Annotated in this window: 28 protein-coding genes and 1 pseudogene; 10 read left to right on the forward strand and 19 right to left on the reverse strand. The window is 59.4% G+C overall.

What is annotated here, in order from left to right; all coding sequences use genetic code 11:
• The first annotated feature begins 70 nt into the window (after positions 1–70).
• Complete coding sequence (locus tag AACS18_RS21540) at positions 71–1,351, forward strand: HlyC/CorC family transporter (RefSeq protein ID WP_108613278.1); 1,281 nt, start codon at positions 71–73, stop codon at positions 1,349–1,351.
• A 40-nt stretch (positions 1,352–1,391) separates the two neighbouring features.
• Here AACS18_RS21540 and AACS18_RS21545 read toward each other — a convergent pair whose 3' ends face one another.
• Positions 1,392–1,862 carry an Rrf2 family transcriptional regulator gene (locus AACS18_RS21545; RefSeq protein WP_005340388.1) on the reverse strand — a complete coding sequence of 157 codons (471 nt, stop codon included), beginning with the start codon at positions 1,860–1,862 and terminating at the stop codon, positions 1,392–1,394.
• A 111-nt stretch (positions 1,863–1,973) separates the two neighbouring features.
• Between AACS18_RS21545 and hmpA the strand changes: the two genes are divergently transcribed.
• Positions 1,974–3,167, forward strand: a complete 1,194-nt coding sequence (gene hmpA, locus AACS18_RS21550) for an NO-inducible flavohemoprotein (protein WP_108613279.1) — start codon at positions 1,974–1,976, stop codon at positions 3,165–3,167.
• Positions 3,168–3,266: 99 nt separating this feature from the next.
• On the opposite strand, the gene AACS18_RS21555 is transcribed toward hmpA, so the two are convergent.
• The 6 genes from AACS18_RS21555 to AACS18_RS21580 form a co-directional block, all read right to left on the reverse strand.
• The gene (locus AACS18_RS21555; protein WP_101530223.1) at positions 3,267–3,851 is read right to left on the reverse strand and encodes a tetratricopeptide repeat protein; all 585 of its coding nucleotides are present in this window, start codon (positions 3,849–3,851) and stop codon (positions 3,267–3,269) included.
• A 392-nt stretch (positions 3,852–4,243) separates the two neighbouring features.
• Positions 4,244–5,179, reverse strand: a complete 936-nt coding sequence (gene mdh / locus AACS18_RS21560; protein WP_005340384.1) for a malate dehydrogenase — start codon at positions 5,177–5,179, stop codon at positions 4,244–4,246.
• Between the two features lie 221 nt (positions 5,180–5,400).
• A complete protein-coding gene (gene artM, locus AACS18_RS21565) occupies positions 5,401–6,063 on the reverse strand; it encodes an arginine ABC transporter permease ArtM (protein ID WP_005348902.1) in 663 nt (220 codons plus the stop codon).
• Positions 6,064–6,066: 3 nt separating this feature from the next.
• Positions 6,067–6,717 carry an arginine ABC transporter permease ArtQ gene (gene artQ, locus AACS18_RS21570; protein ID WP_108613280.1) on the reverse strand — a complete coding sequence of 217 codons (651 nt, stop codon included), beginning with the start codon at positions 6,715–6,717 and terminating at the stop codon, positions 6,067–6,069.
• 3 nt (positions 6,718–6,720) lie between these two features.
• Entirely contained in the window at positions 6,721–7,458 is a 738-nt protein-coding gene (locus AACS18_RS21575) for a transporter substrate-binding domain-containing protein (protein ID WP_108613281.1), read from the reverse strand.
• A 24-nt stretch (positions 7,459–7,482) separates the two neighbouring features.
• A complete protein-coding gene (locus tag AACS18_RS21580; protein WP_005357971.1) occupies positions 7,483–8,223 on the reverse strand; it encodes an ATP-binding cassette domain-containing protein in 741 nt (246 codons plus the stop codon).
• A 201-nt stretch (positions 8,224–8,424) separates the two neighbouring features.
• Here AACS18_RS21580 and argR point away from each other — a divergent pair, with 201 nt between their 5' ends.
• Entirely contained in the window at positions 8,425–8,895 is a 471-nt protein-coding gene (gene argR / locus AACS18_RS21585) for a transcriptional regulator ArgR (protein WP_005340378.1), read from the forward strand.
• A gap of 92 nt (positions 8,896–8,987) precedes the next feature.
• Here the strand turns inward: argR and AACS18_RS21590 are convergent, their stop codons facing one another.
• The 5 genes from AACS18_RS21590 to glnK all read right to left on the reverse strand — a co-directional run bounded on the left by AACS18_RS21590 (position 8,988) and on the right by glnK (position 14,380).
• Complete coding sequence (locus tag AACS18_RS21590) at positions 8,988–9,893, reverse strand: Dyp-type peroxidase (protein WP_108613282.1); 906 nt, start codon at positions 9,891–9,893, stop codon at positions 8,988–8,990.
• Positions 9,894–9,996: 103 nt separating this feature from the next.
• Positions 9,997–11,031 (reverse strand): ABC transporter ATP-binding protein, encoded by a 1,035-nt coding sequence (locus tag AACS18_RS21595; RefSeq protein ID WP_108613283.1) that lies wholly within the window; start codon positions 11,029–11,031, stop codon positions 9,997–9,999.
• 79 nt (positions 11,032–11,110) lie between these two features.
• Positions 11,111–12,736 carry an ABC transporter permease gene (locus tag AACS18_RS21600; protein ID WP_108613284.1) on the reverse strand — a complete coding sequence of 542 codons (1,626 nt, stop codon included), beginning with the start codon at positions 12,734–12,736 and terminating at the stop codon, positions 11,111–11,113.
• A gap of 39 nt (positions 12,737–12,775) precedes the next feature.
• Entirely contained in the window at positions 12,776–13,783 is a 1,008-nt protein-coding gene (locus AACS18_RS21605) for a Fe(3+) ABC transporter substrate-binding protein (RefSeq protein ID WP_108613285.1), read from the reverse strand.
• A 258-nt stretch (positions 13,784–14,041) separates the two neighbouring features.
• A complete protein-coding gene (glnK, locus tag AACS18_RS21610; RefSeq protein WP_108613286.1) occupies positions 14,042–14,380 on the reverse strand; it encodes a P-II family nitrogen regulator in 339 nt (112 codons plus the stop codon).
• 201 nt (positions 14,381–14,581) lie between these two features.
• On the opposite strand from glnK, the gene arfB reads away from it, so the two are divergent.
• Together arfB and AACS18_RS21620 are read left to right on the forward strand one after the other, a co-directional pair.
• Entirely contained in the window at positions 14,582–14,998 is a 417-nt protein-coding gene (arfB, locus tag AACS18_RS21615) for an alternative ribosome rescue aminoacyl-tRNA hydrolase ArfB (protein ID WP_021230947.1), read from the forward strand.
• A gap of 25 nt (positions 14,999–15,023) precedes the next feature.
• A complete protein-coding gene (locus AACS18_RS21620; RefSeq protein WP_108613287.1) occupies positions 15,024–15,515 on the forward strand; it encodes a methylated-DNA--[protein]-cysteine S-methyltransferase in 492 nt (163 codons plus the stop codon).
• A gap of 360 nt (positions 15,516–15,875) precedes the next feature.
• Here AACS18_RS21620 and AACS18_RS21625 read toward each other — a convergent pair whose 3' ends face one another.
• From AACS18_RS21625 to tapT, 4 genes are all read right to left on the reverse strand, one after another.
• Positions 15,876–16,301, reverse strand: a complete 426-nt coding sequence (locus AACS18_RS21625; RefSeq protein WP_108613288.1) for a hypothetical protein — start codon at positions 16,299–16,301, stop codon at positions 15,876–15,878.
• A gap of 194 nt (positions 16,302–16,495) precedes the next feature.
• Positions 16,496–17,269 carry a peroxide stress protein YaaA gene (gene yaaA / locus AACS18_RS21630; protein ID WP_108613289.1) on the reverse strand — a complete coding sequence of 258 codons (774 nt, stop codon included), beginning with the start codon at positions 17,267–17,269 and terminating at the stop codon, positions 16,496–16,498.
• Positions 17,270–17,316: 47 nt separating this feature from the next.
• Complete coding sequence (tapU, locus tag AACS18_RS21635) at positions 17,317–18,426, reverse strand: type IVa pilus ATPase TapU (protein WP_005340356.1); 1,110 nt, start codon at positions 18,424–18,426, stop codon at positions 17,317–17,319.
• Positions 18,427–18,454: 28 nt separating this feature from the next.
• The gene (tapT, locus tag AACS18_RS21640; protein WP_108613290.1) at positions 18,455–19,489 is read right to left on the reverse strand and encodes a type IVa pilus ATPase TapT; all 1,035 of its coding nucleotides are present in this window, start codon (positions 19,487–19,489) and stop codon (positions 18,455–18,457) included.
• Positions 19,490–19,528: 39 nt separating this feature from the next.
• Here tapT and AACS18_RS21645 point away from each other — a divergent pair, with 39 nt between their 5' ends.
• From AACS18_RS21645 to AACS18_RS21665, 5 genes and pseudogenes are all read left to right on the forward strand, one after another.
• Positions 19,529–20,230, forward strand: a complete 702-nt coding sequence (locus AACS18_RS21645; RefSeq protein ID WP_108613291.1) for a YggS family pyridoxal phosphate-dependent enzyme — start codon at positions 19,529–19,531, stop codon at positions 20,228–20,230.
• A 142-nt stretch (positions 20,231–20,372) separates the two neighbouring features.
• Positions 20,373–21,197 (forward strand): pyrroline-5-carboxylate reductase, encoded by an 825-nt coding sequence (gene proC, locus AACS18_RS21650; protein WP_108613292.1) that lies wholly within the window; start codon positions 20,373–20,375, stop codon positions 21,195–21,197.
• Between the two features lie 11 nt (positions 21,198–21,208).
• The gene (locus tag AACS18_RS21655; RefSeq protein ID WP_108613293.1) at positions 21,209–21,760 is read left to right on the forward strand and encodes a YggT family protein; all 552 of its coding nucleotides are present in this window, start codon (positions 21,209–21,211) and stop codon (positions 21,758–21,760) included.
• Positions 21,760–22,061: pseudogene (yggU, locus tag AACS18_RS21660) on the forward strand (DUF167 family protein YggU). Before AACS18_RS21655 ends, yggU begins: the two are co-directional and overlap by 1 nt.
• Before the next feature lie 43 nt (positions 22,062–22,104).
• Complete coding sequence (locus tag AACS18_RS21665; RefSeq protein ID WP_108613294.1) at positions 22,105–22,524, forward strand: DUF4426 domain-containing protein; 420 nt, start codon at positions 22,105–22,107, stop codon at positions 22,522–22,524.
• Positions 22,525–22,625: 101 nt separating this feature from the next.
• Here AACS18_RS21665 and AACS18_RS21670 read toward each other — a convergent pair whose 3' ends face one another.
• The 3 genes from AACS18_RS21670 to AACS18_RS21680 all read right to left on the reverse strand — a co-directional run bounded on the left by AACS18_RS21670 (position 22,626) and on the right by AACS18_RS21680 (position 25,559).
• A complete protein-coding gene (locus AACS18_RS21670; protein WP_005357935.1) occupies positions 22,626–23,822 on the reverse strand; it encodes a NupC/NupG family nucleoside CNT transporter in 1,197 nt (398 codons plus the stop codon).
• 182 nt (positions 23,823–24,004) lie between these two features.
• Entirely contained in the window at positions 24,005–24,940 is a 936-nt protein-coding gene (locus AACS18_RS21675) for a LysR family transcriptional regulator (RefSeq protein WP_181363353.1), read from the reverse strand.
• An 82-nt stretch (positions 24,941–25,022) separates the two neighbouring features.
• The gene (locus AACS18_RS21680; RefSeq protein WP_100646817.1) at positions 25,023–25,559 is read right to left on the reverse strand and encodes a glutathione peroxidase; all 537 of its coding nucleotides are present in this window, start codon (positions 25,557–25,559) and stop codon (positions 25,023–25,025) included.
• Positions 25,560–25,571 lie beyond the last annotated feature (12 nt).

Below are 25,571 nucleotides of genomic sequence, written 5' to 3' on the forward strand. Positions count from 1 at the left end.
CTTCGTCAAAGAAGTGCTGTTGAGCTGACACCTCTACTCTTTTAGCCATACCATCCAACAGGAGCCCTTTTTGGACAGCATCTCAACGAGTACATTACTGATTGTTCTCGTTATCTTGATCCTTCTTTCCGCCTTTTTCTCCAGTGCCGAAACCGGCCTGATGTCCATCAACCGCTACAAGCTGCGGCATCTGGCACAGACCAAACACAAAGCCGCACGTCGCGTCGAGCAACTGCTCGCCCGCCCCGATCGCCTGCTGGGGCTGATCCTGATCGGCAACAATCTGGTCAATATCCTCGCCTCCGCCATCGCCACCATCGTCTGTATCCGGCTATTTGGTGATCTCGGGGTCGCCATCGCCACCTTCGGCCTGACCCTAGTGGTACTGGTATTCGGTGAAGTGACGCCAAAGACCCTGGCAGCCATGTTTCCGGAGAAGATCGCCTATCCCGCCTCCTGGATCCTCAAGGGGCTGATGGTGCCGCTCTCGCCGCTGGTCTGGCTGATCAACGGCATCACCAGCGGCCTGCTCAAGATGCTGAAGATCAATCCCAACAAGGATGACTCCCTCAACACCGAGGAGCTGCGCACCATAGTCAATGAGGCGGGTAACCTGATCCCCCAGCGTCATCAGGAGATGCTGTTGAGCATTCTGGATCTCGACAAGATGCTGGTCGAGGACATCATGGTGCCGCGCAGCGATATCTACGCCATCGACATCAACGATGACTGGAAGAGCATCCAGCGCCAGCTGGCCCACTGCGCTCACACCAAGATCCTCCTCTATCGCGATAATATCGACGACGTTGTCGGCTTTTTGCATGCGCGCGATGCCCTGCGGCTGGTAGCCAGGGACCAGTTCAACAAATCGAGTCTGTTGCGGGAAGTGGACGAGATCTACTTCATTCCGGAAGGAACGCCGCTCAACGTGCAGCTGGCCAAATTCCAGCGCAACAAGGAGCGAATTGGCCTGATCGTCGACGAATACGGCGATATTCAGGGGCTAATCACTCTGGACGACATTCTGGAAGAGATCGTCGGCGACTTCACCACCTCCATGACGCCAGCGCCGAGCGACGAGATCCACCCCCAGCCGGACGGCTCGTTTCTGGTAGAAGGCTCGGCAAGTGTGCGCGAGCTGAACAAGGAGATGAACTGGCATCTGCCCATCGATGGCCCGCGTACCCTCAACGGTCTGATCCTCGAATATCTGGAGGAGATCCCCCAGCCCAACATCGGGATCCGGTTGGCCGGTTATCCTATCGAGATCCTCGATGTGGAGAACAACATGGTCAAGATGGCACGGATCATGCCGGCATCGTACCGGGCGGAGTCGGATTCGCAAGATTGAAAAAGGGCTGCCAGTGGCAGCCCTTTTCTATTGCTCATCGTCATTGCTCATCCTCATCATCCGGCTCCAGCACCAGCGTCGGGATCAACTCGCCAAACACCCGTTGCAACTCGTCGCGGTTGGCCAGCAGGTCTTGCAGCGTATAGCTGTCCATCACCGCCAGAAACGCATCCATCGCTTCTTTCAGCGCACTCTTGAGCAGACAGACAGAGACGATGTGACAAGCGGGCGAGCCGCAGTCAATGCCGTCCAGATTGCCTTCCAGCGCCCTGATCACCTGCCCGATATTGATGGTGGCGGGATCGCAAGCCATGCGAATACCGCCATTCTTGCCCCGCTGGGATTGCAGATAGCCCAGCTTCACCAGCTGATTGACCACCTTCACCATGTGGTTGCGGGAAACGCCATACAGGGCCGATACCTTGGCAACGCTCGACAACTCCCCTTCCGGCAGGGTGGCAAGATAGAGCAGGGCTCTCAATCCAAAATCTGTATAACTGGTTAGTCTCATAAAACCTGATTAGCGCGATGCGAAAAGTGGAGTATTGATTCAAATCAAATAAACATCTAGGATGCCATTTATTAAATGACATTTTATATGTTCAATTAGAACGAGGCCCCTATGCTAGATCAAACCACCGTTGCCGTCATCAAAAGCACTATTCCGCTGCTCGAATCGGCAGGCCCTGCCCTCACCCAGCACTTCTACCAGCGGATGTTCAGCCATAACCCGGAGCTGAAAGATATCTTCAACCTGGCCCACCAACGCAGTGGCGGCCAGCCGCTGGCCCTGTTCAATGCAGTCGCCGCGTATGCCAAGAATATCGACAATCTGGGGGCACTCGCCGGTGCGGTCGAGCGGATTGCGCACAAACATACCGGATTCCTGATCCAGCCGGAACAATATCACATTGTAGGTAGTCATCTCTTGGCCACGCTCAAAGAATTGGGCGGAAGTGCGGTCACCGACGAGGTGCTGGAGGCATGGGGCAAGGCGTATGGCGTGCTGGCCGACATCTTCATCGGCCGCGAGCGGGAGATCTATCAGGAGAAGGCCAATCAGGATGGCGGCTGGCAAGGTACCCGCACCTTCATCATCAAGGAGAAGCGGGCCGAGAGCGCCCTCATCACCTCCTTCCTGCTGGCGCCGGAAGATGGCAAGCCGGTATTGACCTTCAAACCGGGCCAATACCTCAGCATCAAGCTGGTTCACCCCAAGCTGGAATATCAGGAAATCCGCCAGTACTCCCTCTCCGATGCCCCCAACGGGCAGGATTACCGCATCAGCGTCAAGCGTGAGCCGCAGGGTCAGGTCTCCAACCTGCTGCACGATCAGCTGCAGGCGGGTGACAAGATCGAAGTGATGCCTCCCACCGGCGATTTCTACCTGAAAGCCGACAGCCAGACCCCGGTGGTACTGCTCTCCGCCGGTGTCGGCGTGACACCGATGATGAGCATGCTCAAGCAGCTGCTGGCGAGCGGCCATCAGGCTGATATCACCTGGCTACACGCCTGCGAACAGGGTGCTGTACACGCCTTCCGGGAGGATATTCAGCAAAAATCCCGCCAGCATCCCAACTTGCTGAGCCGGGTCTGGTATCGGGAGCCGGAGGCCAGTGATGTGCAGGGTGAAGATTACGATCTGGCCGGCACCATGGATCTGACTGCCGTGAAGGAGCGCATCACGCCAGAGGCCCACTACTACTTCTGTGGCCCTGTCGGCTTCATGCAGGAGATCAAGCGGCAGCTGCTGGCGGCTGGGGTGCCAGCGGGACAGCTCCATTACGAAGTTTTTGGCCCCCATCAAGATCTCTAAGGCGCGGGCAGCCATATAACAGAGGGAGGTTCCGGCCTGTCATGGCACGGCGGCTGGAACCGGACCCACAGGTGCAGACCTGTGGGTCATTTTTTTGGATCAGTGCATCGCCTTGGCGCGGGCCACCACGTTGGCCGGCATCCGGTTGCCAAGACGGCTGAGCAGAGTCGCCGCCTTCTGGTGCAGCGCCTTGTCACCGATGACGGAACCATGGAGCCAGCGATAGGCGTCCTCATAATCGAGCGGACTGCCCATCCCCTGCAACAGCATCTCGACCCACTCGATGCGAGCCCGCAGAAAACCGAGGCTGGCCGCCTCGCGCATCAGGGTCTCGGCTCGCACCAAATCCTTCTGCACCAAAGTTCCTTTCCAGTAGTAGCGACCCAGTTGCTCCAGCGCCGGCGCCAACCCCTGATTGGCAGCCTCCCACATATATTGCACCCCGAGCTCGGCATTGGATTTGGTGCAGACACCCCACGCCAGCATATCCCCCCAGAGGAATTGATAGGCCGGGATCTTCATCACCGAGGCGCGCGCTTCGATATCCTGAGTCAGCTGACAGCGATCCTGCTTCACCTGAGTGAGGTGGCGCCCCTGCTCAATCCAGTTGAGCAGCTCGTCCTGACGATAGAGCGGCACCGCCTGCAACTCGCCTGCGGCCAGAGGTGCGGGAGGCGCAACCACAGCAGCAGGTTCCGCCGGTTTTGGCAGCGGCGTGGCCCCCTCGCCACTGCTGGCAACGGGTGTGACCGGCTCAGCCGGAAGCAAGACGGGGACTGCCTCAGAGGGCGCTGGCGTAGCAGCAGAGACAGGGGCCGCCACCGCAGCACTGCTTGCGGTCGGTGCCGATGCAGTTGCTGCAGGCGCATCACTCGATACGGCAGCCGATACCGCCTCGGCACCATAGAGGGGCGCGGTGAATGCACCGACAAGAACGAGAAGAGTAAGGGGTTTCATCATAAGGATCTCCTGCTGCACTCTGTTATCGGCACCAACCCCCATCCCCTTAGCCTGCCGGGCGGCTCTCATCAATACAAAAGGGAGCCGAAGCTCCCTTGTTGGCACGGTTGACCCGCTTACTTGACGAAATCGACCCCCAGCTGGATATCGGCTTTCAGGGTAGCCAGCATGCCTTCCATCGCTTCCTGCTCGAACGCGCTCAGCTTGCCGTAATCCAGTACGGTTTCGACGCCGTTCTTGCCCAGCAGTACAGGCTGTGCGAAGAAGGTGGCGTGCTCGCCGTTGCCTTCCACATAGGCGCACTCAACAACGTTGGCTTCGCCCTGCAGACCCTTGATGAGGGAGAGACCGAAACGGCAAGCCGCCTGCCCCATGGAGAGGGTCGCAGAACCGCCACCGGCCTTGGCTTCAACCACTTCGGTACCGGCATTCTGGATGCGCTTGGTCATGGCAGCCACTTCTTCAGCAGTGAAGGAGGCACCTTCAATCTGGGAGAGCAGCGGCAGAATGGTGACGCCACTGTGACCACCGATCACATTGACGCGAACCTTGTCGATGTTCAACCCTTTGGCAGCGGCCACGAAGGTCTCGGCGCGGATCACGTCCAGGGTGGTGACACCGAACAGGCGACGCTTGTCATAGACACCGGCTTTCTTCAGCACTTCAGCGGCGATAGCCACAGTGGTGTTGACCGGGTTGGTGATGATGCCGATCAGTGCTTTCGGGCAAGTGGCCGCGCACTTCTCGACCAGATTCTTGACGATACCGGCGTTGATATTGAACAGGTCGGAGCGATCCATCCCCGGCTTGCGTGCCACACCGGCGGAGATCAGCACCACATCGGCCCCAACCAGCGCAGGAGTCGGATCTTCACCGCAGAAGCCCTTGATGGCGACGTCGGTAGGAATATGACTGAGGTCAACGGCCACACCCGGGGTGACCGGGGCGATGTCATACAGGCTCAGCTCGGAGCCGGCCGGCAGACGGTTTTTCAACAGCAGAGCGAGGGCTTGACCGATGCCACCAGCGGCACCCAGAACGGCAACTTTCATGATCAACTCCATGTTTAAGCGTAGGTTTAAGGTTGTTTGTTGTTGTGCGCCCAACCTTAATGGATCCCCCCATAAAAAACAATCTGATAACAGTTGCAGTCACGGGTTCTGTGAGCCACGAAACATGCGGGAGCAAAAATTGGAGGGAAATACAAAAAGTTGGAGGAGAAGCACAGTTTTTCTGCACTTCTCCTTACCATAAAGAGGTAGATTTGAAGGTCTCAGGATTGGAATGCCAGCGCCCGTTTTTCACACCAGCGAAAACCAATTGTTAACAATCCGTTCATCGCCAGATAAAGCCCGCCTGCCACCCCGAACACCGCCAGGGTATCGTAGGTCTGGGCGTTCAACCCCTGCGCCAGCCCCATGATGTCCATGATGGTGATGGTACTGGCGAGGGAGCTCCCCTTGAGCACCAGGATCACCTCGTTGGAGTAGGCAGGCACCAGATGACGGGCAGCATGACGCACCTTCATCCAGAGGGTCTGACGACCGTTAAAACCGAGCGCCCGGCACGCTTCCACCTCACCGGCCGGGATGGCATCGAGCGCCCCCTTGAACAACCGGGTGGAGTAGGCCGCCGTGTTGAGACCCAGCGCCAGCACGGCGCAGAACCAGGGCTGCTTGAGCAGCGGCCAGAGCGGGCTGGCTTTCAGCCACTCGAACTGGCCCGGCCCATAGTAAATCAGGAAGATCTGAATGAGCAGCGGCGTACCGGTAAAGAGCAGCACCCACAGCTGCACCAGCTGGGTCGCCACCGGCAGGCGCAGCTCCAGCACCCAGGTCATCAGGGCCGCCAGCACAATTCCGAGCAGCAGGCTGAACAGGGTCAGCTCCAGCGTGGTGACCAGACCGCCCAGCAACGTAACGAGATACTCTTGCATCAGTTAGCCTCCGTAGCGGCGGGTGTAGCGGGCAGCGAGCCCGAGGCCGTACTCGCTCACCAGACTGATAGCCAGATAGATGAGGGCGGCGGCAGCATACCAGGTGAACGGCTCATAGGTACTGGCCGAGGCCATCTGCGCCTGACGCATCATCTCGTTGACCCCGATCAGCGACACCAGCGCGGTGTCTTTCAGCAGCACCAGCCACTGGTTGCCGAGACCCGGCAAGGCGTGGCGCCACGCCTGAGGCAACACGATACGAAAGAAGATGTGGCTCTTGCCAAGCCCCAGCGCCAGCGCCGCCAGCCGTTGACCTGAAGGCACCGCATTGAGCGCCGCCCGCAGGGTCTGGGTCGCATAGCTGGCGAACAGAAGGGAGAGCGCCAGCACGCCACAGGCGAACGGGCTGAACTCCACATACTCGCCAGTGATGAGGAACAGCACCTGGGTCGAGCCGAAGTAGATGAACAGCACCACCAGCAACTCGGGCAGGCCACGGATCAGCGTGGTCAGGGTGGCCACCGGCCACACCATCGCACGCTTCTTGCTGAGCTCGGCGGCACTGAACGCCAGTGCCAATACCATGCCCCCGACCAGTGATGCCAAGGCCAGCCCGAGGGTCATCCAGGCTGCATCCAACAACAGGCTCAACATGGCTTACTGCGCGAAGTATTTGTCGAAGATTTTCTGATAGGTGCCGTTGGCCTTGATCTCGGCCAGCCCCTTGTTCAGCTGGGTCAGCAGCTCCTGATTGCCCTTGGCGACCGCGATGCCAAAGCCGGTACCGAAGTACTTGGCATCGGTCACTGGCGTACCCACCACCGCATACTCCTTGTGCTGCTTCAGCCAGTCGGCAGCAACGGCGGTATCGGCAAAGACACCGTCGGTACGGCCATTCATCATGTCGAGGAAGGCGCTCTGGTAGCTGGCGTACGGCACGGTCAGCAGACCCTTGCTCACCCAGTTATCCACCAGATAGGACTGGTGAGAGGTACCGTTCTGCACACCGACAGTCTTGTCGACCATATCTTCCGGCCCCTTGAAAGCCCCTTTCTTGGCGACGAATACTGCCGAGTTCTCGTAGTAGATGTCGGAGAAGTCGACCTGAGCGGAGCGCTCCGGGGTCACGTCCATGGCGGCGATGGCGGCATCGTAGCGACGGAATTTGAGGCTGGGGATCAGGCTGTCAAAGGCCTGGTTATGGAAGCTGCACTCCAGCTTGGCCTGCTCGCAGATGGCGCGCGCCAGATCGATGTCAAAACCCTGAAACTCGTTCTTGTCATCCAGGTATTCGAACGGCGCGTAGGTGGCCTCGGTGGCGAACTTGATCTCTTTGGCCATGACGGAGGTACTCAACAGGCCCATGGCAGCAACCAACAACAGACTCTTTTTCATGACAGCTTCCTTATCGATTCAATATCAATGCATCAAGAATTCGGCAAACCGGCTGGTTTGCGGGGATTGGAAAATGGCAGCGGTGCCGGATTCGATGATCCGCCCCTTCTCCAGATAAATCACCTGGCTGGCCACCTTGCGGGCAAAGTCGACCTCGTGGGTCACCACCACCTGGGTAATGCCGGTCTGGCTCAGGTTGCGGATGATCTCGGCCACCTCCTTGGTGATCTCGGGATCGAGGGCAGCTGTCGGCTCGTCAAACAGCAGCACTTCCGGGTCCATCATCAGGGTACGGGCAATGGCCACCCGCTGCTGCTGACCGCCGGAGAGACGGGCAGGCCAGGCATCGCGCTTGTCGGCCAGTTGCAGCTGGGCCAGCAGGTAGGCCCCCTTCTCGATGGCGGCCTCCTTGCTCATGCCGAGCACCTTGACCGGCGCTTCAATCAGATTCTCCATCACAGTGAGATGTGGCCAGAGATTGTACTGCTGGAACACCATCCCCACCTTGCGGCGCAGCAGTTGGGACTGGCGGTTGAATTCGGCAGCAGAGAGGGAGTTCGGGAAAGAAAATTCACTTTCTCCAATCCGCAGAACACCCGCATCCGGGGTATCCAGCAGGTTCATCATCCGTAGCAGGGAACTCTTGCCAGCACCGCTCGGGCCCAGCAACACCAAGGTTTCACCGGGGGATGTCCGAAAGCTGACCTGTTGCAGAACCGGCACCTTGTGCCAGGACTTCTCGATACCTATTAATTCAATACCCATACAGCCCAATTGAATAAGTTTTCAAAATTTCATCCCGATTCTATCCCTAATAAAGGTTGATGCAAGCCATTTTTGAATCAATATGCAGAACAAGCGCCGCTTCCTTGCAAAAAACGGCATATGAATGCAAAATGGCCCCGCTGTTCGTATCTGCCGCCTGTATCGCACAGGCCGCCACACCTCCTCATTCGTGAGACCAAGATGAAACACAACGACAAGCAAGAAAAACTGGCCAAGGCCTTTAAAGCCTTGCTGAAAGAAGAGCGCTTTGGCTCCCAGGCAGAAATCGTCACCGCCCTGCAAGAGCTGGGCTTCGAGAACATCAACCAGTCCAAGGTATCGCGCATGCTGAGCCGCTTCGGCGCCGTTCGCACTCGCAACGCCAAGATGGAGATGGTCTACTGCCTGCCGGTGGAACTGGGCGTGCCCACCACCTCCAGCCCGCTCAAGAATCTGGTACTGGACGTCGATCACAACGGTGCACTGGTGGTGATCCACACCAGCCCGGGCGCAGCCCAGCTGATCGCCCGCCTGCTCGACTCCCTCGGCAAGGCAGAGGGGATCCTCGGTACCATCGCCGGTGATGACACCATCTTCATCACCCCGACCAGCGACACCGATATCGAAGAGCTCTACCTCTCCGCCCTCGAGCTGTTCGAACAGACTCCGTAATGGCCGCCACCGCGTCATAGCGGTCACGCCAGAACGAAAAATCCCGGCCACAAGGCCGGGATTTTTGTTTTCTGCAGCTTCGTCAGGCGGGCTTATTTGCCCTGCGCCATCAGAAAACCCTCCGATGGGGCGAAGAAAGCCGCGCCGGTCACCGCCCTGGTGAAGCGCAGCAGGTGGTCGAAGTGGCTGCCCTCCCCTTTGTACATGCTGGCCAGCATGGCGTTGAAGTGCTGCGGAGTACGGCAGCAGGAGATGAAGTAGAGCCCCTGCTCGGTCATGGTGCCCCAGGGCATGCTCTGGCGCAGGATCTCCATGGACTCCCCTTTCGGAGTCTTGAGGTTGACCCGTTTGATGTGGGCGGTCAGCGGCTTGGCGGCAGACTCATACTCGATGTTGTCGGGCTTGGTGCGACCGATAATGTCTTCCTGCTCTTTTTGCGCCAGCTTCTCCCAGTCGCTCATGGCGTGGACCCAGCGCTGGACATGAATGTAGGAGCCACCGGCAAACTCGCCCTCGACCAGCAGTGCCACTTCGGCACGGTGCTCATCCTGCGGGTTCTCGGTACCGTCGACGAAACCGGTCAGGTCGCGGCAATCCAGATTGCGGAAACCGCGCACCTCTTCGGCCAGCTCTACCAGTCCGGCCAGCAATGCCATCACACGGTGACCGGCGTGGTGCAGCACATCCACCCGATCGGCGCGCAGCTGAATAAAGAGATCAAACGGGGTGTTGGGCGCTTCCTGACCGTTGGCGGATTGCGCCATAAAGCTGCGGAACTGGGGTGGACGGGCGGCAGGGTAGAGACCATCCCAGGCATCGGCGCCAACGGCAACCAGACCGCTGAAACCGGCATCGGGGAAATCGGCGGCGACCGCCTGCCACAGGGCGGGCAACTTGGCCAGACGGCCGACCAGTTCGGCGGCATCGCCGGTACGATTGAACATCAGATAGAGGGCGTGCAGATTCGGCTCTGCGCAGATCCCGGCTTGGGCTTTCATATATCTCTCCCCTGAGTAGGCGTTAGCGTTACGGGCTATTTGCGTTGCGCGATTATAAACCAGAGTGGATCCAGTTCTTTGATTTCACGACGATATCACGCGTTCAGGGCAAAGGGTCAAACAACACCAGCCCATGGGGGGCAACCTTGATCCGTGCCCGCATCCCATCAAGAGGCTCGCCAATGCTCGCCTCCAGCTGCAGTTCGCCACACTCGAACAGCACCCGGCAGTGGTGACCGAGGAACTGCTGCTCCACCACCTTGAGCTCGCCATCTGCGGCGCTCTCCAGCAGCAGTTGCTGGGGTCGAAGCATCAGCTGCAACTGCTCACCCACTGCGCGGCCATGGGGCTCGCTGCCACAAATGACCCCGAGCGCCGTCTGTACGCAGTGGCTGTCCACCACCTCGGCAGCCAGATAGTTGACCCCGCCGAGAAACTCCGCCACGAAGCGGTTTTGCGGGCGGCGATAGAGCTGCTCCGGCTGGCCCACCTGCTCGATATGACCGGCGCGAAACAGCGCCAGCCGATCGGCGAAGGCGAACGCCTCCTCCTTGCTGTGGCTGACGAAGATGGCGCCAATCCCCTGCTGCTTGAGCAGGGCGCGGATCTCGAGGATCAGCTTCATACGCACCTGGGTATCGATGTTGGAGAAGGGCTCATCCAGCAGCATCAGCCGTGGCTTGCACACCAGCGCCCGGGCGATGGCTACCCGCTGCTGCTGGCCGCCGGAGAGCTGGTGAGGATAACGATCCCCCAGCCCCTGCAGATTGACCAGCGCAAGCGCTTCGTCCACCTGCTGCTGGCGGGCACTGCGGTCGAGTTTGGTCAGCCCGAAACCGACGTTGTCGGCCACCGTCAGGTGGGGAAAGAGGGCGTAATCCTGAAAGATCATGCCGATGTTGCGCGCCTCGGGCGGCACGCTGGCACCCGGCCCGTCGAGCAGGGTATCGCCGAGGCGAATAGAGCCCTCTGCCAACGACAGCAGCCCGGCGATGGCCTTGAGCAACGTGGTTTTGCCGCAGCCACTGGCTCCCAGCAGGCAGACGATCTCGTTGTCTGCCACCGTCAGGGAGAGCTGCTCCAGCACATTGCGGCCGTTGTAACGGCAGCTGACATTTTCAACCTGCAAACAGGACAAGGCTGACTTCCTCTCGTTTCTGGCGGTGCACTGCCTTTTTCAGCACACCGCATGCAATTTCATTGACCGATGTGGCGACTCAGTGGCCCGGACTGTCCAGACTGCGGTTGACCCAGATCAGCGGCAACAGCCCCACCAGCACGATGACGATGGCCCCCAGCGCGCCGCGCTCCAGCATCTCGTCCGACACGAACTGGTAGACGTGAGTCGCCAGGGTATCGAAGTTGAACGGCCGCAGCAGCAGGGCGGCGGGCAGCTCCTTCATGGATTCGATGAACACCAGCATGGCGCCGGCAAACAGGCCGCGCCGCACCAGCGGCAGGTGCACCCGCCGCAGCATGGCACCATCCCCTTGCCCCAGGGAGCGGGCCGCCATGTCGAGGCTGGGGGAGATCTTGCCCATGCTGCTCTCCACCGAGCCGATGGCGATGGCCACGAAGCGCACCAGATAACCGAACACGATGGCGGTGATGGTGCCGGTCAGCAGCAAGCCCGGGCCTTGACGCCCGAGCCACTCGGCCAGATCGTTGATGGCAAAGTCGAGGGCGGTGAGCGGCACCAGCACCCCGATGGCGAGCACGGTACCCGGCATGGCGTAACCCATGGCGGCGATGCGCAGCGGCAGCAGACTCTTTATCCCGCCATCGAGGCGGCGGAAGAAGCCGAGCAACAGGGCAATCCCCATCGCCAGCAGAGCTGTCAGCGCCGAGATAGCTAAGCTGTTGCCGGCGAAGCGGACGAACTCCGGCGTCCACGACAATTCGAAGTAGCGCACCCCGTAGTCGAGCAAGATGACGAACGGCAGGCCGAAACCGGCCAGCACCAGCCCCCAGCACCAGAAAGCGGCCAGAGCGCGACTCATCCCCTTGAGCGGATAGCGCAGCGGCTGCTCATGGCCCATGGACTTCTGGAACACCTGCTGCCGACTGCGCGAGCGGCGCTCCAGCGCGATCAACAGCACCACAGCCAGCAACATCAGGCAGGAGAGTTTAGCCGCGGTGGCCAGACTGCCATAGCCGAGCCAGGTGTCATAGACCGCCGTAGTCAGGGTGTTGATGGCAAAGAAGTGGACGGTGGCAAAATCTGCCAGCGTCTCCATGGCCACCAGCGATACCGCCACCATGATGGCGGGGCGCGCCAGCGGCAGACTGAGGCGGCGAAAGCTCTGCCACGGGGTACAGCCGAGCAGGCGGCTGGAGTGGATCAGGCTGACCGACTGCTCGAGAAAAGAGGCGCGGGTTAGCAGATAGACATAGGGGAACAGCACCAGCGCCAGCACCCAGGCGGCGCCACCAAGGGAGCGAACGGCCGGAAACCAGTAATCGGCCGGACTGTTCCAGCCAAAGAGTGCTCGCAATCCGGCCTGCAGCGGGCCCGAGTAGTCGAGCAGGTCGGTATAGACGTAGGCGACGATATAGGAGGGCATGGCCATTGGCAGCATCAAGGCCCACTGCAGGGCACGGCGCCCCGGCACCTGACACATGGCCACCAGCCAGGCGGTAGGCACGCCAAACAGCAAGCTGAGCAATACTACGCCGACCACCAGCCCCAGGGTATTGCCCAGATAGTCGAGCAGCACGGTATCGGCGAGGTGGCGAAACAGCTCCCCCTCAGCCGAGAAGGCAGAGAAAAGCAGGGCTATAACCGGTAAACCCAGCAGCAGGGCGGTGGCCCAGCTGCCGGTCATCCATCCAAAATTTTTCATGAGACCACAGATGTTGATGGGGCCGTTGGCCCCATCTGATTACAAGTCGAACTTCACTTCATCCAGCAACTGCAAGGCGTCCTTGCGGTGCTTGGCGTAATCGCTGACCGGTAGTGCGTCAGACTTGAAACTGCCCCAGGACTTGACCATGGCGGAAGGCTCGACCCCGGCCTTGACCGGATACTCGGCATTCACGTCCGCATACATGTGCTGGGCGGTGTCGCCAGCCAGAAACTCCATCAGCTTCTGGGCGGCTTCTTTATTCTTGGCATACTTGGTCATGGCCACGCCGCTCACGTTGACGTGGGCACCGCGATCAGCCTGGTTCGGGAAGTTGATATAGACCGCATCCGCCCAGGACTTCTGCGCAGGATCTTTCAACATGGCGCCCAGATAGTAGCTGTTGCCGAGCGACACGTCACAGATACCATCCTTGATCGCCTTGACCTGATCCCGGTCGTTGCCCTGCGGTTTGCGCGCCAGGTTGGCCTTGACCCCTTCCAGCCAGGTTTTGGTTTCGGCCATGCCGTGATGGGCAATCATGGAGGAGACCAGCGCCACATTGTACTCATGCTTGCCGCTGCGGGTGCAGATTTTCCCTTTGAATTCCGGCTTGGCCAGATCTTCGTAGCTGATGGTCTCCAGCTTGCCGAGGCGATCCTTGCTGGAGTAGATAGCGCGTACCCGGGTGGTCAGAGCGAACCAGCGGTTCTCCGGATCACGATAGATGGAGGGGATGTTCTCCTGCAGGATCTTGCTATCCACCGGCTGCACCAGCCCCTTGTCCACCAGATCGGTCAGACGGCTGATATCGACGGTCAGCATCAGGTCGGCCGGAGAGAGTTTGCCTTCCCGCTCCAGACGCTCGTTCAACCCCTCTTTGGCGAACACCACGTTCACCTTGATGCCAGATTCCTTCTCGAACTGCTGGATGATGGGCTTGATCAGCTCATCCTGCCGGTTGGAGTAGACATTCACTTCCCCGGCCGCCAATGCCGACTGAGCTGCCAACGCAGAGAAAGCCAGTGCCAACATCTTCATTTTCATCATCCATTCCTTGATTAGCTATACAGAGTGATAACGATTTCCGTTTGCATTCTGCATACATCTTATAAGCGGATCAAGAAAGCTCGCCGTCGCCACATCACATATTTAATCGCCCATAAATGAAAAGGGCCGGATGGAATCCCATTCGGCCTCTTCTGAGCAAAACGTTATGTTGATCAGGCTTCAATAAGCGCTCACTCCATCGGGATTCCCCGAGATCGGGAGGTCAACAGATCTGTACGTCACTGATGCGGTTCATCACAGCGCCTCGTCGTCACTCTCGCCGGTGCGGATGCGCACCGCTTGCAGCAAGTCGTAGACAAAAATCTTGCCGTCGCCGATCTTGCCGGTATAGGCCGCCTTGCAGATCGCCTCGATCACCCCTTCCACGTTATCATCGGCGGTAGCAATCTCCAGCTTCACCTTGGGCAGGAAGTCGACCTGATACTCGGCTCCCCGGTATAATTCGGTGTGTCCCTTCTGGCGGCCAAATCCCTTGACCTCGGACACGGTCAGCCCTTCCCCCCCCAGGTTGGCAATAGCCTCGCGGACATCGTCCAACTTGAACGGTTTGATAATCGCACTAATCAGCTTCATCTGGTTGCTCCCAATCCATGGTGTGTCATGAATCGGGTTTCAATTCTTATGCCAAGTATTTTTATTGTTTTATTTCATATAGATAGAGTTTAATGTCGGCGCCATTCGCCAGGTACATCCCCATAACTGGCCAGCACGCCCCATAATGAGGCACCATGCTGCAGCGGTCAGCAGGTATGCACCAAACAAGAGCAAAACAGCATGTTAGTTATCTCCAACAGCGTCACAATTCCTTGGCATGAGCTGCAATTTCAGACCATGCGGGCACAGGGCAACGGTGGACAACACGTCAACAAGACCGACTCCGCCGTCTGGTTGCGCTTCGATTACCGCAACTCTCCCAGCCTGACGCCCCTCTACAAGGAGGGTCTCGACAAGCTGAGCGACAGCCGGGTACACGATGGCTTTATCCTGATCCGGGTCGAGAGCCATCGCAGCCAGGACATGAACCGCAAGGAGGCGATGAGTCGTCTGGTGGAGTTGCTGAAGAAAGCAGCCTGGCGCCCCAAGGCCCGCCATGCCACCAAGCCGACCCGCAGCTCCCAGCGCAAACGGGTCGATGCCAAGAAACGCAAGGGGGATATCAAGTCCGCCCGCGGCAAACCGGTTCTGGACTGAGCCAGCCCCCAAAGGATGTCAGCCGATGAGATACAGCTTTTGCGACAGTGCCCGTGGCCCCCTGCTGGTCGCCATCGATCAGGATGGCCTGCGCCACGTGGAGTTCATGCACGGGGAGCGGCCCGTCATGCCGCAAACTGACTGGCAACGGGATGACAAGGCGTTGGCCCCCTATCTTGCCCAGTTCAACGCCTATTTCGCCGGAAAATTGCAGCAGTTCGATCTGCCCATGGCAGCGAAGGGCACCCCGTTCCAGCAAACGGTGTGGAATGCTTTGTGCGATATCCCCTATAGCGAGACCGTGAGCTATCTCGAGATTGCCCAGGCTATCGGCAATCCCAAGGCAGTGCGGGCGGTGGGCGCCGCCAACGGCCGCAATCCGCTGAGCATCATAGTACCCTGCCATCGGGTGATCGGACGCAGCGGCGATCTGACCGGCTATGCTGGCGGCATTCCCATCAAGCGCTGGTTGCTGGAACTGGAACAGACAGGCACAGCATTCGAGCTGGCCCCATGACACGATGACCGCCCCGGAGAGGGACGGGGCAATATCGCAACCAGAATGAAAAGGCTTTCAGCCAGTGGCCACGCTTTGCTGACAAGATGAACAGAAAATGAAGAATCGCCTCAGAACTACTTCAGATTGAGCTTGGCATGATGGCTCCATACTTGAATGGCACGGCTCATTCGCTGATTCAAGTAGCACCCATGTGACGCTTCCAATCTGTCTTTTTCCCCGCGCCTCCTCTGAGGCGCTTTTTTTGTGCCGACACAACAGGGCACCACCCAAGCTGAATGGCCTGAACGCCACAAAATCTGCGCCCGCCCAAAAACCAAGAGGCGAAGGATCATCCTTCGCCTCTGACGTAACAACTGGCTACTCGCTCTGGGGCAGGAACTGCAGTTCCGGCGCCGAGGAGGTCAGCACATCGGCGCAATAATCCCAGGTCGAGATGCGATAGTGCTGCAGATCTTCATCCAGATGCAGACCGTCCGACTCCTGATGGAACCAGCTGGCAAAACGGGATGGGGTGATGAGCTGGATCTGCTCTTCGATGGTGTGACTATCCTTCCCCTCGGCCAGATCGCAATCTTCGATAACCCGCAGGGCGTAGATATGGCGAAAATAGACCCGGCAGAGGATTTGCGGGGGCAGATCGATGCTGCGGGCCCGCCCCAGCATGATGGTCAGAGAGTCGCTCCAGAGATCCTGATGCAGCTCGGCCACAACCAGACCGGGCGGTAGCTGGCGGGACGGAGCCCAAGGGACGGCAACCTGCCGAATGGCATTTTTCTGTTCCATATTCACCTCACGACAACTCGCTCCCTGTCTTGAGTCTATCTCAACCACATAGTCCCGGCGAAGACAATCGATGGACAATAAAAACGGCAATAAAAAAGCCGACGTATCAAACGTCGGCGAATAAAAAGTGCTTACAACAGAGGATTCACATATTCAGACCCACGGGTCGAAAGATTGGTTCCCTCTTTTTGTAATTAATTTTCGGCGCGTTTAAACATCAGGGTATTGGCGTCCGACTCTTCCGGTACGAAGTAGTAGCCCTCGGCGTTGAAACCGGTCAGCTGCTCCACCTCGGTCAGACGGTGCTTGATGATGTGGCGAGCCATCATGCCGCGCGCCTTCTTGGCGTAGAAGCTGATGATCTTGAACTGGCCGTTCTTCTCATCCTTGAACACCGGTGTGACAATCCGCCCTTTCAGGCTCTTGGGCCGAACCGACTTGAAATACTCGTCGGAGGCCAGATTGATCAGCACCTCATCCCCCTGCGCTGCCAGCGCGTCGTTGAGATGGTGAGTGATCACCTCGCCCCAGAACTGGTAGAGATCCTTGCCTCGGCTATTGTCGAGCCTGGTCCCCATCTCCAGTCGATAGGGCATCATCAGGTCGAGGGGGCGAAGCACGCCGTAGAGGCCGGAGAGCATCCGCAGGTGCGCCTGAGCGAAGTCAAAATCGGCCTCGCTAAAATCCTCCACCGCCAATCCGGTGTAGACATCCCCCTTGAAGGCCAGCAGCGCCTGACGGGCGTTGGCGGGGGTAAAATCTGGCTGCCAATCGGCAAAACGGGCGGCATTGAGACCGGCCAACTTGTCGCTGATCTTCATCAGTGTGGCGATCTGGTCCGGGCTCAGTTGGCGGGCCCGGCTAATCAGTTCGGCGGAGTGATCCAGCAGCTCGGGTTGGGTGAAACGGGGTGTCACCAGCGGTGACTCGTAATCCAGCGTCTTGGCCGGGGAAACCACAATCAGCATAACGTTCCTTTATGGCGAGGGGCCGAACGGCAGAGCGGCCCCATGATTCATTCATCCAGCGTCACATTGTCCAGCGTACCGGTGCCGAGCCGCTCGCGACCGGAGAGCTTGATCAGCAGTCGCAGGTCGTTGGCCGAGTCGGCGTGGGCGAGGGCCTCACTGTAGCCAATCTGGCCGGCGCAGAACAGGCTGAAAAGCGCCTGATCGAAGGTCTGCATACCCAGCTCGGTGGATTTGGTCATCACCTCCTTGAGGCGATGCATCTCTCCCTTGCGGATAATGTCGGTGATGAGCGGGGTATTGAGCAGGATCTCGAACGCAGCGCAGCGCCGCTTGCCATCCATACTCGGCACCAGCTGCTGGGCGACGATGGCCTTGAGGTTGAAAGAGAGATCGAACAGGAACTGGCGGTGTTTGTCTTGAGGCACCAGATGGAGGATGCGATCAAGCGCCTGGTTGGCATTGTTGGCATGCAAAGTGGCGAGACAAAGGTGTCCCGTCTCGGCGAACTGCAGGGCAAATTCCATGGTCTCCTGACTTCGGATCTCGCCGATCAGGATCACGTCCGGCGCCTGACGCAGCGAGCTTTTTAGCGCCACATCGAACGACTCGGTGTCGATCCCCACCTCTCGCTGGGTCACCAGACTGCGACCATGCTGATGGACGAACTCCACCGGATCTTCCACCGTCAGAATGTGACCATCGGCATGCTGGTTGCGATAGCCGATCATCGCCGCCTGGGTAGTCGATTTGCCCGCCCCGGTGGCGCCGACAAACAGCACCAGCCCCCGCTTGGCCATCGCCACCTCTTGCAGGATCTTGGGGAGCTGCAGATCTTCAAAGGTGGGAATGCGGGTCTCGATACGCCGCACCACCATGCCGGGCAGCTCCTGCTGCCAGAAGGCGCTGACCCGAAAACGACCAAGCGCCTCGCGATAGATCGCGTAGTTGGCCTCCTTGGTGCGGATATAGCGCTCGAAGTGATCGCTGCTGAGGGTATCCCTGACCAGCGTTAGCGCCCCCTTCTTGTCGAGCGCTTCGCCCCCCAGCGACACCAGATGGCCATTTACCTTGAGGGTGGGCGGCGAGCCCACCGTCACAAACAGATCCGATCCCTTTCGCTCGACCAGCTCGCTCAGCAGATCATCCAGATTCATCATCTATCCCTCCCTGGGTGCGAGTCTCTTAAATACTGTTGGGATCAACAGCCTTGGCCTTGGCATCGAGGGATGCCACCACGCCGCGACTCACCAGCTGCTTGAGGCTCTGATCCATGGTCTGCATACCGTGGGTCATCCCGGTCTGGATCACCGAGTAGAGCTGGGCGATCTTGTCCTCCCGAATGAGGTTACGCACCGCCGGAATGCCCATCATGATCTCGTGAGCCGCCACCCGGCCGCCGCCAATACGCTTGAGCAGTGTCTGGGAGATAACCGCCCGCAGGGATTCGGAGAGCATGGAGCGCACCATGTCTTTCTCTGCGCCAGGAAAGACGTCGATGATACGGTCGATGGTCTTGGCCGCCGACGAGGTGTGCAGGGTGCCAAACACCAGGTGGCCGGTTTCGGCGGCGGTCATGGCCAGACAGATGGTCTCAAGGTCACGCATCTCGCCCACCAGAATGATGTCCGGGTCTTCCCGCAGTGCCGAGCGCAGGGCGTTGCTGAAGCTCTTGGTATCTCGATGCACTTCCCGCTGGTTCACCAGACAGCGCTTGTTCTCGTGGACGAATTCGATGGGGTCTTCGATGGTGAGGATGTGGTGATGGAAGTTCTCGTTGATGTAATTGACCATGGCCGCCAGGGTGGTCGACTTACCCGAGCCGGTCGGGCCGGTCACCAACACCAGACCCCTCGGGAACTCAGCGATCTTGCGGAAGATCTCCGGCGCATCGAGATCCTCGAGGCTCAGCACAGTGCTGGGGATGGTACGAAATACCGCGCCCGAGCCACGCGCCTGCTGGAAGGCGTTAACCCGGAAACGGGCCAGATTGGGCACCTCGAACGAGAAGTCGACCTCGAAGTTCTCCTCCAGCTCCTTGCGCTGATGGTCGTTCATGATGTCGTAAATGAGGCCATGCACTTCCCGGTGTTCCAGGGCGGGCAAATTGATCTTGCGAACCTCACCATCAACCCTGATCATCGGGGGAACCCCGGCCGAGAGGTGTAGATCCGAGGCTTTATGCTTTACACTGAAAGCCAATAACTCTGTGATATCCATAGACTTGTCATTCTCCCATCACAAGATCACTAACGAAATATGAACCAGATTGCCCAGCACCTGTTTCAGGTAAAGGAACGTATTGCCCAGGCCGCCGAACGGGCGAGCCGCAACCTGCAGCAGATCCGCCTGCTGGCCGTGAGCAAGACCAAGCCGGTCGAGGCCATCATGGCCGCCCATGCCGCAGGTCAGCGCTGCTTTGGCGAATCCTACGCCCAAGAAGCGGCGACCAAGATCGATACCTTGCGCCAGCAGCCGGAATATTGCGACATAGAGTGGCACTTTATCGGCCCTTTGCAATCGAACAAATCCAAACTGGTCGCCGAACGGTTTAATTGGGTGCAGAGCGTGGATCGGGACAAGCTGATCGACCGCCTCAACAACCAGCGCCCAACTACAATGGCACCGCTAAATGTTTGTCTGCAAATCAATATTAGCGGAGAGAGCAGCAAATCCGGAACGTCGGAACAAGAGATTTTCCGCCTTGCCGAGCTGGTCTCCCACAGTGAGCGACTGGTGCTGCGGGGGCTGATGGCCATTCCCGAACACACCAGTGACGAGCGCGTGCTGGCCGCCCAAATGACCCGTATGCAGACTCTGTTCACCGAGCTTGCGCGACAATACCCCACGGTGGATACCCTCTCGATGGGGATGACCGAAGATCTCGAACTGGCCATCGCCCACGGCAGCACCATGGTGCGGGTCGGCACCGCCATCTTCGGCGCCCGTGACTACTCATAGGCAAGGCCAGCGGATAACCCATACGTCCGCCTCTTGCCGCGACTTCATCAACAGGAGCGTTTGATGGAACACCGAATTCTGGCGTCAGGTGGTGCAGGCAGCGCCAGCCCCGCCGCGACCCCATGTGCAACAGGAGCATCTGATGCAGCATAGAACGCTGGCCTTTATCGGCGCGGGCAACATGAGCCGCAGCATCATCGCCGGACTGGTCAAGGCGGGTTATCCCGCCGGGCAGATCACGGCCGCCAACCCCAGTCTGCCCAAGCTGGAGACGCTGGCGAGGGAACATGGCATTCGCATCACCCAGAGTAATGCCGAGGCGGCCCGAGGCGCCGAAGTGATCGTGCTGGCGGTCAAGCCGCAGCTGATGGCCGGCATGCTGGCAGCACTGGTTGAAGAGCTGGGCTCCCTTGAAGGCAAGCTGCTCATCTCCATCGCGGCTGGCATCAAGGTGGCGCGCCTTGGCGAGATGGCCGGTGGCCACGACCGCATCATCCGCACCATGCCCAATACCCCGGCCCTGCTGGGTCTGGGCATGACCGGCCTCTACGCACCCGAGCATATAGCCGCCAGCGATCGCGAGTTTGCCGAGCAGATGATGCAGGCGGTCGGCAAGACCCTCTGGGTGGGTCAAGAGTCTGGCATCAACGGCGTCATCGCCGCGGCGGGCAGTGCCCCGGCCTACTTCTTCCTCTTTATGCAGGCCATCGCCGAAGAGGCAGAGGCGATGGGCTTCTCGCCCGAGCAGGCACGCCTGCTGGTGCAGCAGACCGCGCTGGGCGCAGCTGCTATGGTGGAGCAGAACCCCGAGCTGGCGCTGCAAACCCTGCGTGAACAGGTGACCAGCAAGGGCGGCACCACTGCCGAAGCCATCAACACCTTCCAACAGCAGGGGCTGATGCCGCTGACTGCACAAGCCATGCAGGCGGCCGTCGCTCGTGCCACCGAAATGGAAACCCTCTTCTAACAGGAGCCCAGATGAACACTGCTTACTTTCTGATTAACACCGCTTTCGATCTCTACCTGATGGTGATCCTGCTGCGCGTCTGGCTGCAGTGGGCCCGCGCCGACTTCTACAACCCGATGAGCCAGATGGTGGTCAAGCTGACCAATCCGCTGGTGATCCCGCTGCGCCGCGTTATCCCGGGCTTTGGCGGCATAGACCTCGCCTCCGTGGTGCTGGCGCTGGCCATCGCCTTCGCCAAGCTGGCCCTGCTCAAGAGCATGAACGTACTGCTGGCGGACTGGCTCAGCATCAGCCTGTTTGCCGCGCTGACCGTGCTGAAGAAAGCGGGCTCGATGATCTTCTGGGTACTGCTGATCCGCGCCATCCTGAGCTGGGTCAGCCAGGGCCGCAACCCCATCGAATACGTGATGCATCAGCTGACCGAGCCGTTCCTCGCCCCTATCCGCCGCGTACTGCCGGCACTGGGCGGACTGGATCTCTCGGTGCTGGTCGCCTTTATCGGCCTGCAAGCCATCAACTATCTGCTGGGTGACCTGTTCGGCCAGCTGTGGTGGATGATTTGATGCCAGCCGTCCTGCAACAAGGGGATGAACTGGTACTGCATCTGGTGATCCAGCCCAAGGCGAGTCGGGATCAGATCATCGGATTGCATGGCGAAGAGTTGAAAGTGGCCATCACGGCGCCGCCGTCGATGGCCAAGCCAACAGCCATCTGATCAAGTTTCTGGCCAAGCAGTTCAAGGTGGCCAAGGGACAGATCACCATAGTGCGGGGCGAGCTGGGGCGACACAAAACCGTCACCATCGACAGCCCCAAACAGTTGCCGCAAGAAGTGAGTGCACTGCTGAATGACACGCAAGGCTGAATGAATTGGCCTGCGCCAACCGTAGATATGAGAGGGATGACAGATGAAAACAGCCTGGATGAGTAGCCTGCTGGCACTGCTGATGACCCTGCCGCTCAAGGCAGAACAGATGAAGGAACTGGGGCCCTGGCTGGTGCACTACAACGCCTTCAACTCCAGCTTCCTTACACCAGAGGTCGCCAAGGCGTATGGACTGGAGCGCAGCCGCTACAACGCCATCATCAATATCGCGGTACAGGACAAGCAGAAAGTGGCGCAAGCCGTGGGGATCACCGGTGAGGCCAAGAACCTGACCGGCACCATCCGCACCCTGAACTTTCAGGAGGTAAAAGAGGGCGATGCCATCTACTATCTGGCGACCCTCCCCTACCGCAACGAAGATACCTATCAGTTCACCCTGAAGATCATGGGCGGTGGGCAGCAACAGAATCTCAGCTTCCAGCAGACCTTCTACGTCGACTGAGCACCAACAAGAAGCCCCGACCAAGGTCGGGGCTTCATTTTATCCATATGACAAGGGCGCCATCAGGGCGCCCTTGTTACATCTATTCCGTACCGCGACTGTTACAGGGCGAGGAACAGACCGGCCAGACAGGCGCTCATCAGGTTCGCCAGCACGCCGGAGAGAATGGCGCGCATGCCGTAACGGGCGATGAAGGATTTGCGCTCCGGCACCATGGAGCCCAGACCGCCGATCAGGATCGCCATGGAGGAGATGTTGGCAAAGCCGCACAGGGCGAAGGTCACGATGGCCTTGCTCGACTCGCTCAGGGTCTGATCCTGCACCAGACCGATAAAGGCGACAAACTCGTTGACCACGATCTTGGTGCCGATCAGGGCGCCAGCGGCTTGCGCCTGATCCCAGGGCACACCGATCAGCCAGGAGACGGGGGCAAACAGCCAGCCCAGAATGATCTGGAAGCTCAGATCCAGCCCTACCAGACCGCCAGCCCAGCCGAGCAGACCATTGAGCATGGCGATCACGCCAACGAAGGCCAGCAGGGTGGCACCGACCGCCACCGCAATATTGAGGCCAGACATGGCGCCATCGGCCGCCGCTTCAATCACGTTGGTGGCGCGGGGGATCTCCACATCCTGATGGTGATCGACCTCTTCAGCTCCCGGCGGCACCAGGATTTTGGCCATCGCCAGACCGGCAGGGGCCGACATGAAGGCCGCAGCGATCAGGTATTTCAGCTCAACCCCGAGGCTGGCATAGCCCACCAGGGTGCCACCGGCGACAGAGGCGAGACCACAGCTCATCACAGCGAAGAACTGGGAATCGGACATCTTGGAGAGGTAGGGTTTGACCACCAGCGGCGCTTCCACCATGCCGACGAAGATGTTGGCGGTCGCGGAGAGGCTCTCGGCACGGCCGGTGCCCAGCAATTTCTGCAAGCCACCACCCAGCAGGGCGATCACCCGCGGCATGATGCCGATGTGGTAGAGGATGGCGATCACCGCAGAGAAGAAGATGATGACCGGCAATACGTTGAAGGCAAAGATGAAGCCCAGCTTGAACTTGGCCAGATCACCGAACAGGAAGGCGATCCCCTCCTGACCATAACCGATCACGCTGCTTACGCTCTCACTGACCCCGTTCAGCACGTGCTGACCGGCAGGCAGCCAGAGCACCAGACCGGCAAACATGACTTGCAGACAGAGGGCAAGACCAACTGTTCGCAATGGGATACGACGACGATTATCAGAGCAGATGACGGCAAGCGCCAGGATACTCAGGATGCCGAGCAGGGCAATCATAGGGACTCCATCAGGTGGGGCAAAAGATGGGCGCGGATTCTGCGCCTCTGACCCCGTCACTGCAAGTCCGCTTGGTTACAACCCTGTTAGAAAAAACGTTTGCACGATATCGGTTGCGCCAACTGGCTGATTTGGTTCGGTTTTAGTATCAGGAGAAATCGAGAGTTCTTAAATGGAAACAATCATTCCTCACCGCCGGACAATTTACCCCCGAGCCAGGGGGCCAGTCGCTGCTCCCAATAGGGTTCGGGGCCAAAGCGGGCCTTGAGGAAATCGATGAAGAGACGGATCTTGGGATCCAGATGTTCGCGCCGGGCATAAACGGCGTGTACCGCCATCTGCTGGTTCGGTCGCCACCCTGGCAACACCGGGATTAGCTTGCCGCTCTGTAACTCCTTGTCCAGCAAGTAGTTGGCGATATAGGCGATGCCGAGCCCGGCCAGTGCCGCATCCCGCACCGCCTCCGCCATATCCACCCGATAGTTGCCCGCCACCTGCACCGTCTGGCGCTCCTTGCCCTGGCGAAACGACCACTGGTGATAGCGCCGCTCCCGACTCTGGTAAGTGATGCAGTTGTGCTGGGCCAGATCCTTGGGATGAAGTGGCGTGCCGTGGCTCAGCAGGTAATCCGGCGAAGCCGCCACCACGAAGCCGATGTCTGCCAGCCGCTGTCCCACCAGCCCTTCCGGCTTGTCCTCATAGGTGGTGAGCCAGAGATCCAACCCCTCATCCACCAGATTGGTTCTATGGTCGAACAGCGAGACCTCCAGCTCCAGCTCGGGATAGCGATCCTGAAACGCCTTGAGATGAGGAATGACGTGCAGACGACCAAATGATTGGCCCACCCCGAGATGGAGCACGCCACTCACCTTGCCACGCCGCTCGGCGATCATGGAGTCCGCCTCCTGCGCCACCGCCACCAGCGCATGGCAGTGACGGGCATACTCCTGACCCAGCTCGGTCAGGACGAAGCGGCGGGGGGTGCGCTGGACCAGCTGGGCACCGAGGGTGGTCTCCAGCAGCGCCAGCTGCTTGCTGATATGGGATTTGGAGACCCCGAGACGACGGGCGGCGGCAGAGATCCCCTGCTCGCGCACCAGCGCATCGAAGATCACCATTTGAGGAAGACGTTGCAGCACAAGATAACCGGATTGAGTGGCGGGAGCCCATTATTCCAGAGCCGCCCGCCAAGGGGTAGGGTCAGAGCCCCAGCGCCCGGGTGATCTGCAGTTTGAGGGGGTCGTCAGCCGGATTCTGGTTGGCGCCGTAGCTGGCGATCAGCTTGCCATCGCGCCCCACCAGATACTTGTGGAAGTTCCAGTTCGGCTCATCCCCATCAGCGGCCGCCGCCAGCCCCTTGAACAGTGGCACAGCATCGGAGCCCCGCACCGCTACCCGATTGAACATGGGGAAGGTGACGCCATAGTCACGGCGACACACCTCGGCGGTCTTGGTCTCGTTGCCCGCCTCCTGCCAGAAGTCGTTGGAGGGGAAGCCCAGAATAATCAGCCCTTTATCCTTGTAGCTCTGGTAGAGCTTCTCCAGATCGCGGAACTGGCCGCTGTAGCCGCAGTAGGAGGCGGTATTGACTACCAGTACCACCTTGCCCTCGGTCAGCTGACAGAGGTTGTGGCGCTGGGCATTGTTGAGCTCCCGCATCTCCACATTGAAATAATCGGGGCACGCCGCAGAGGCCGCACCGGCCACCAATAACAGCAACAGAGTGAACCATTTCATCGCCAAGACTCC

Origin of the sequence: Aeromonas sp. HMWF015 (assembly GCF_963878965.1) — a bacterium.
GTDB classification, from domain to species: Bacteria; Pseudomonadota; Gammaproteobacteria; order Enterobacterales; family Aeromonadaceae; genus Aeromonas; species Aeromonas veronii.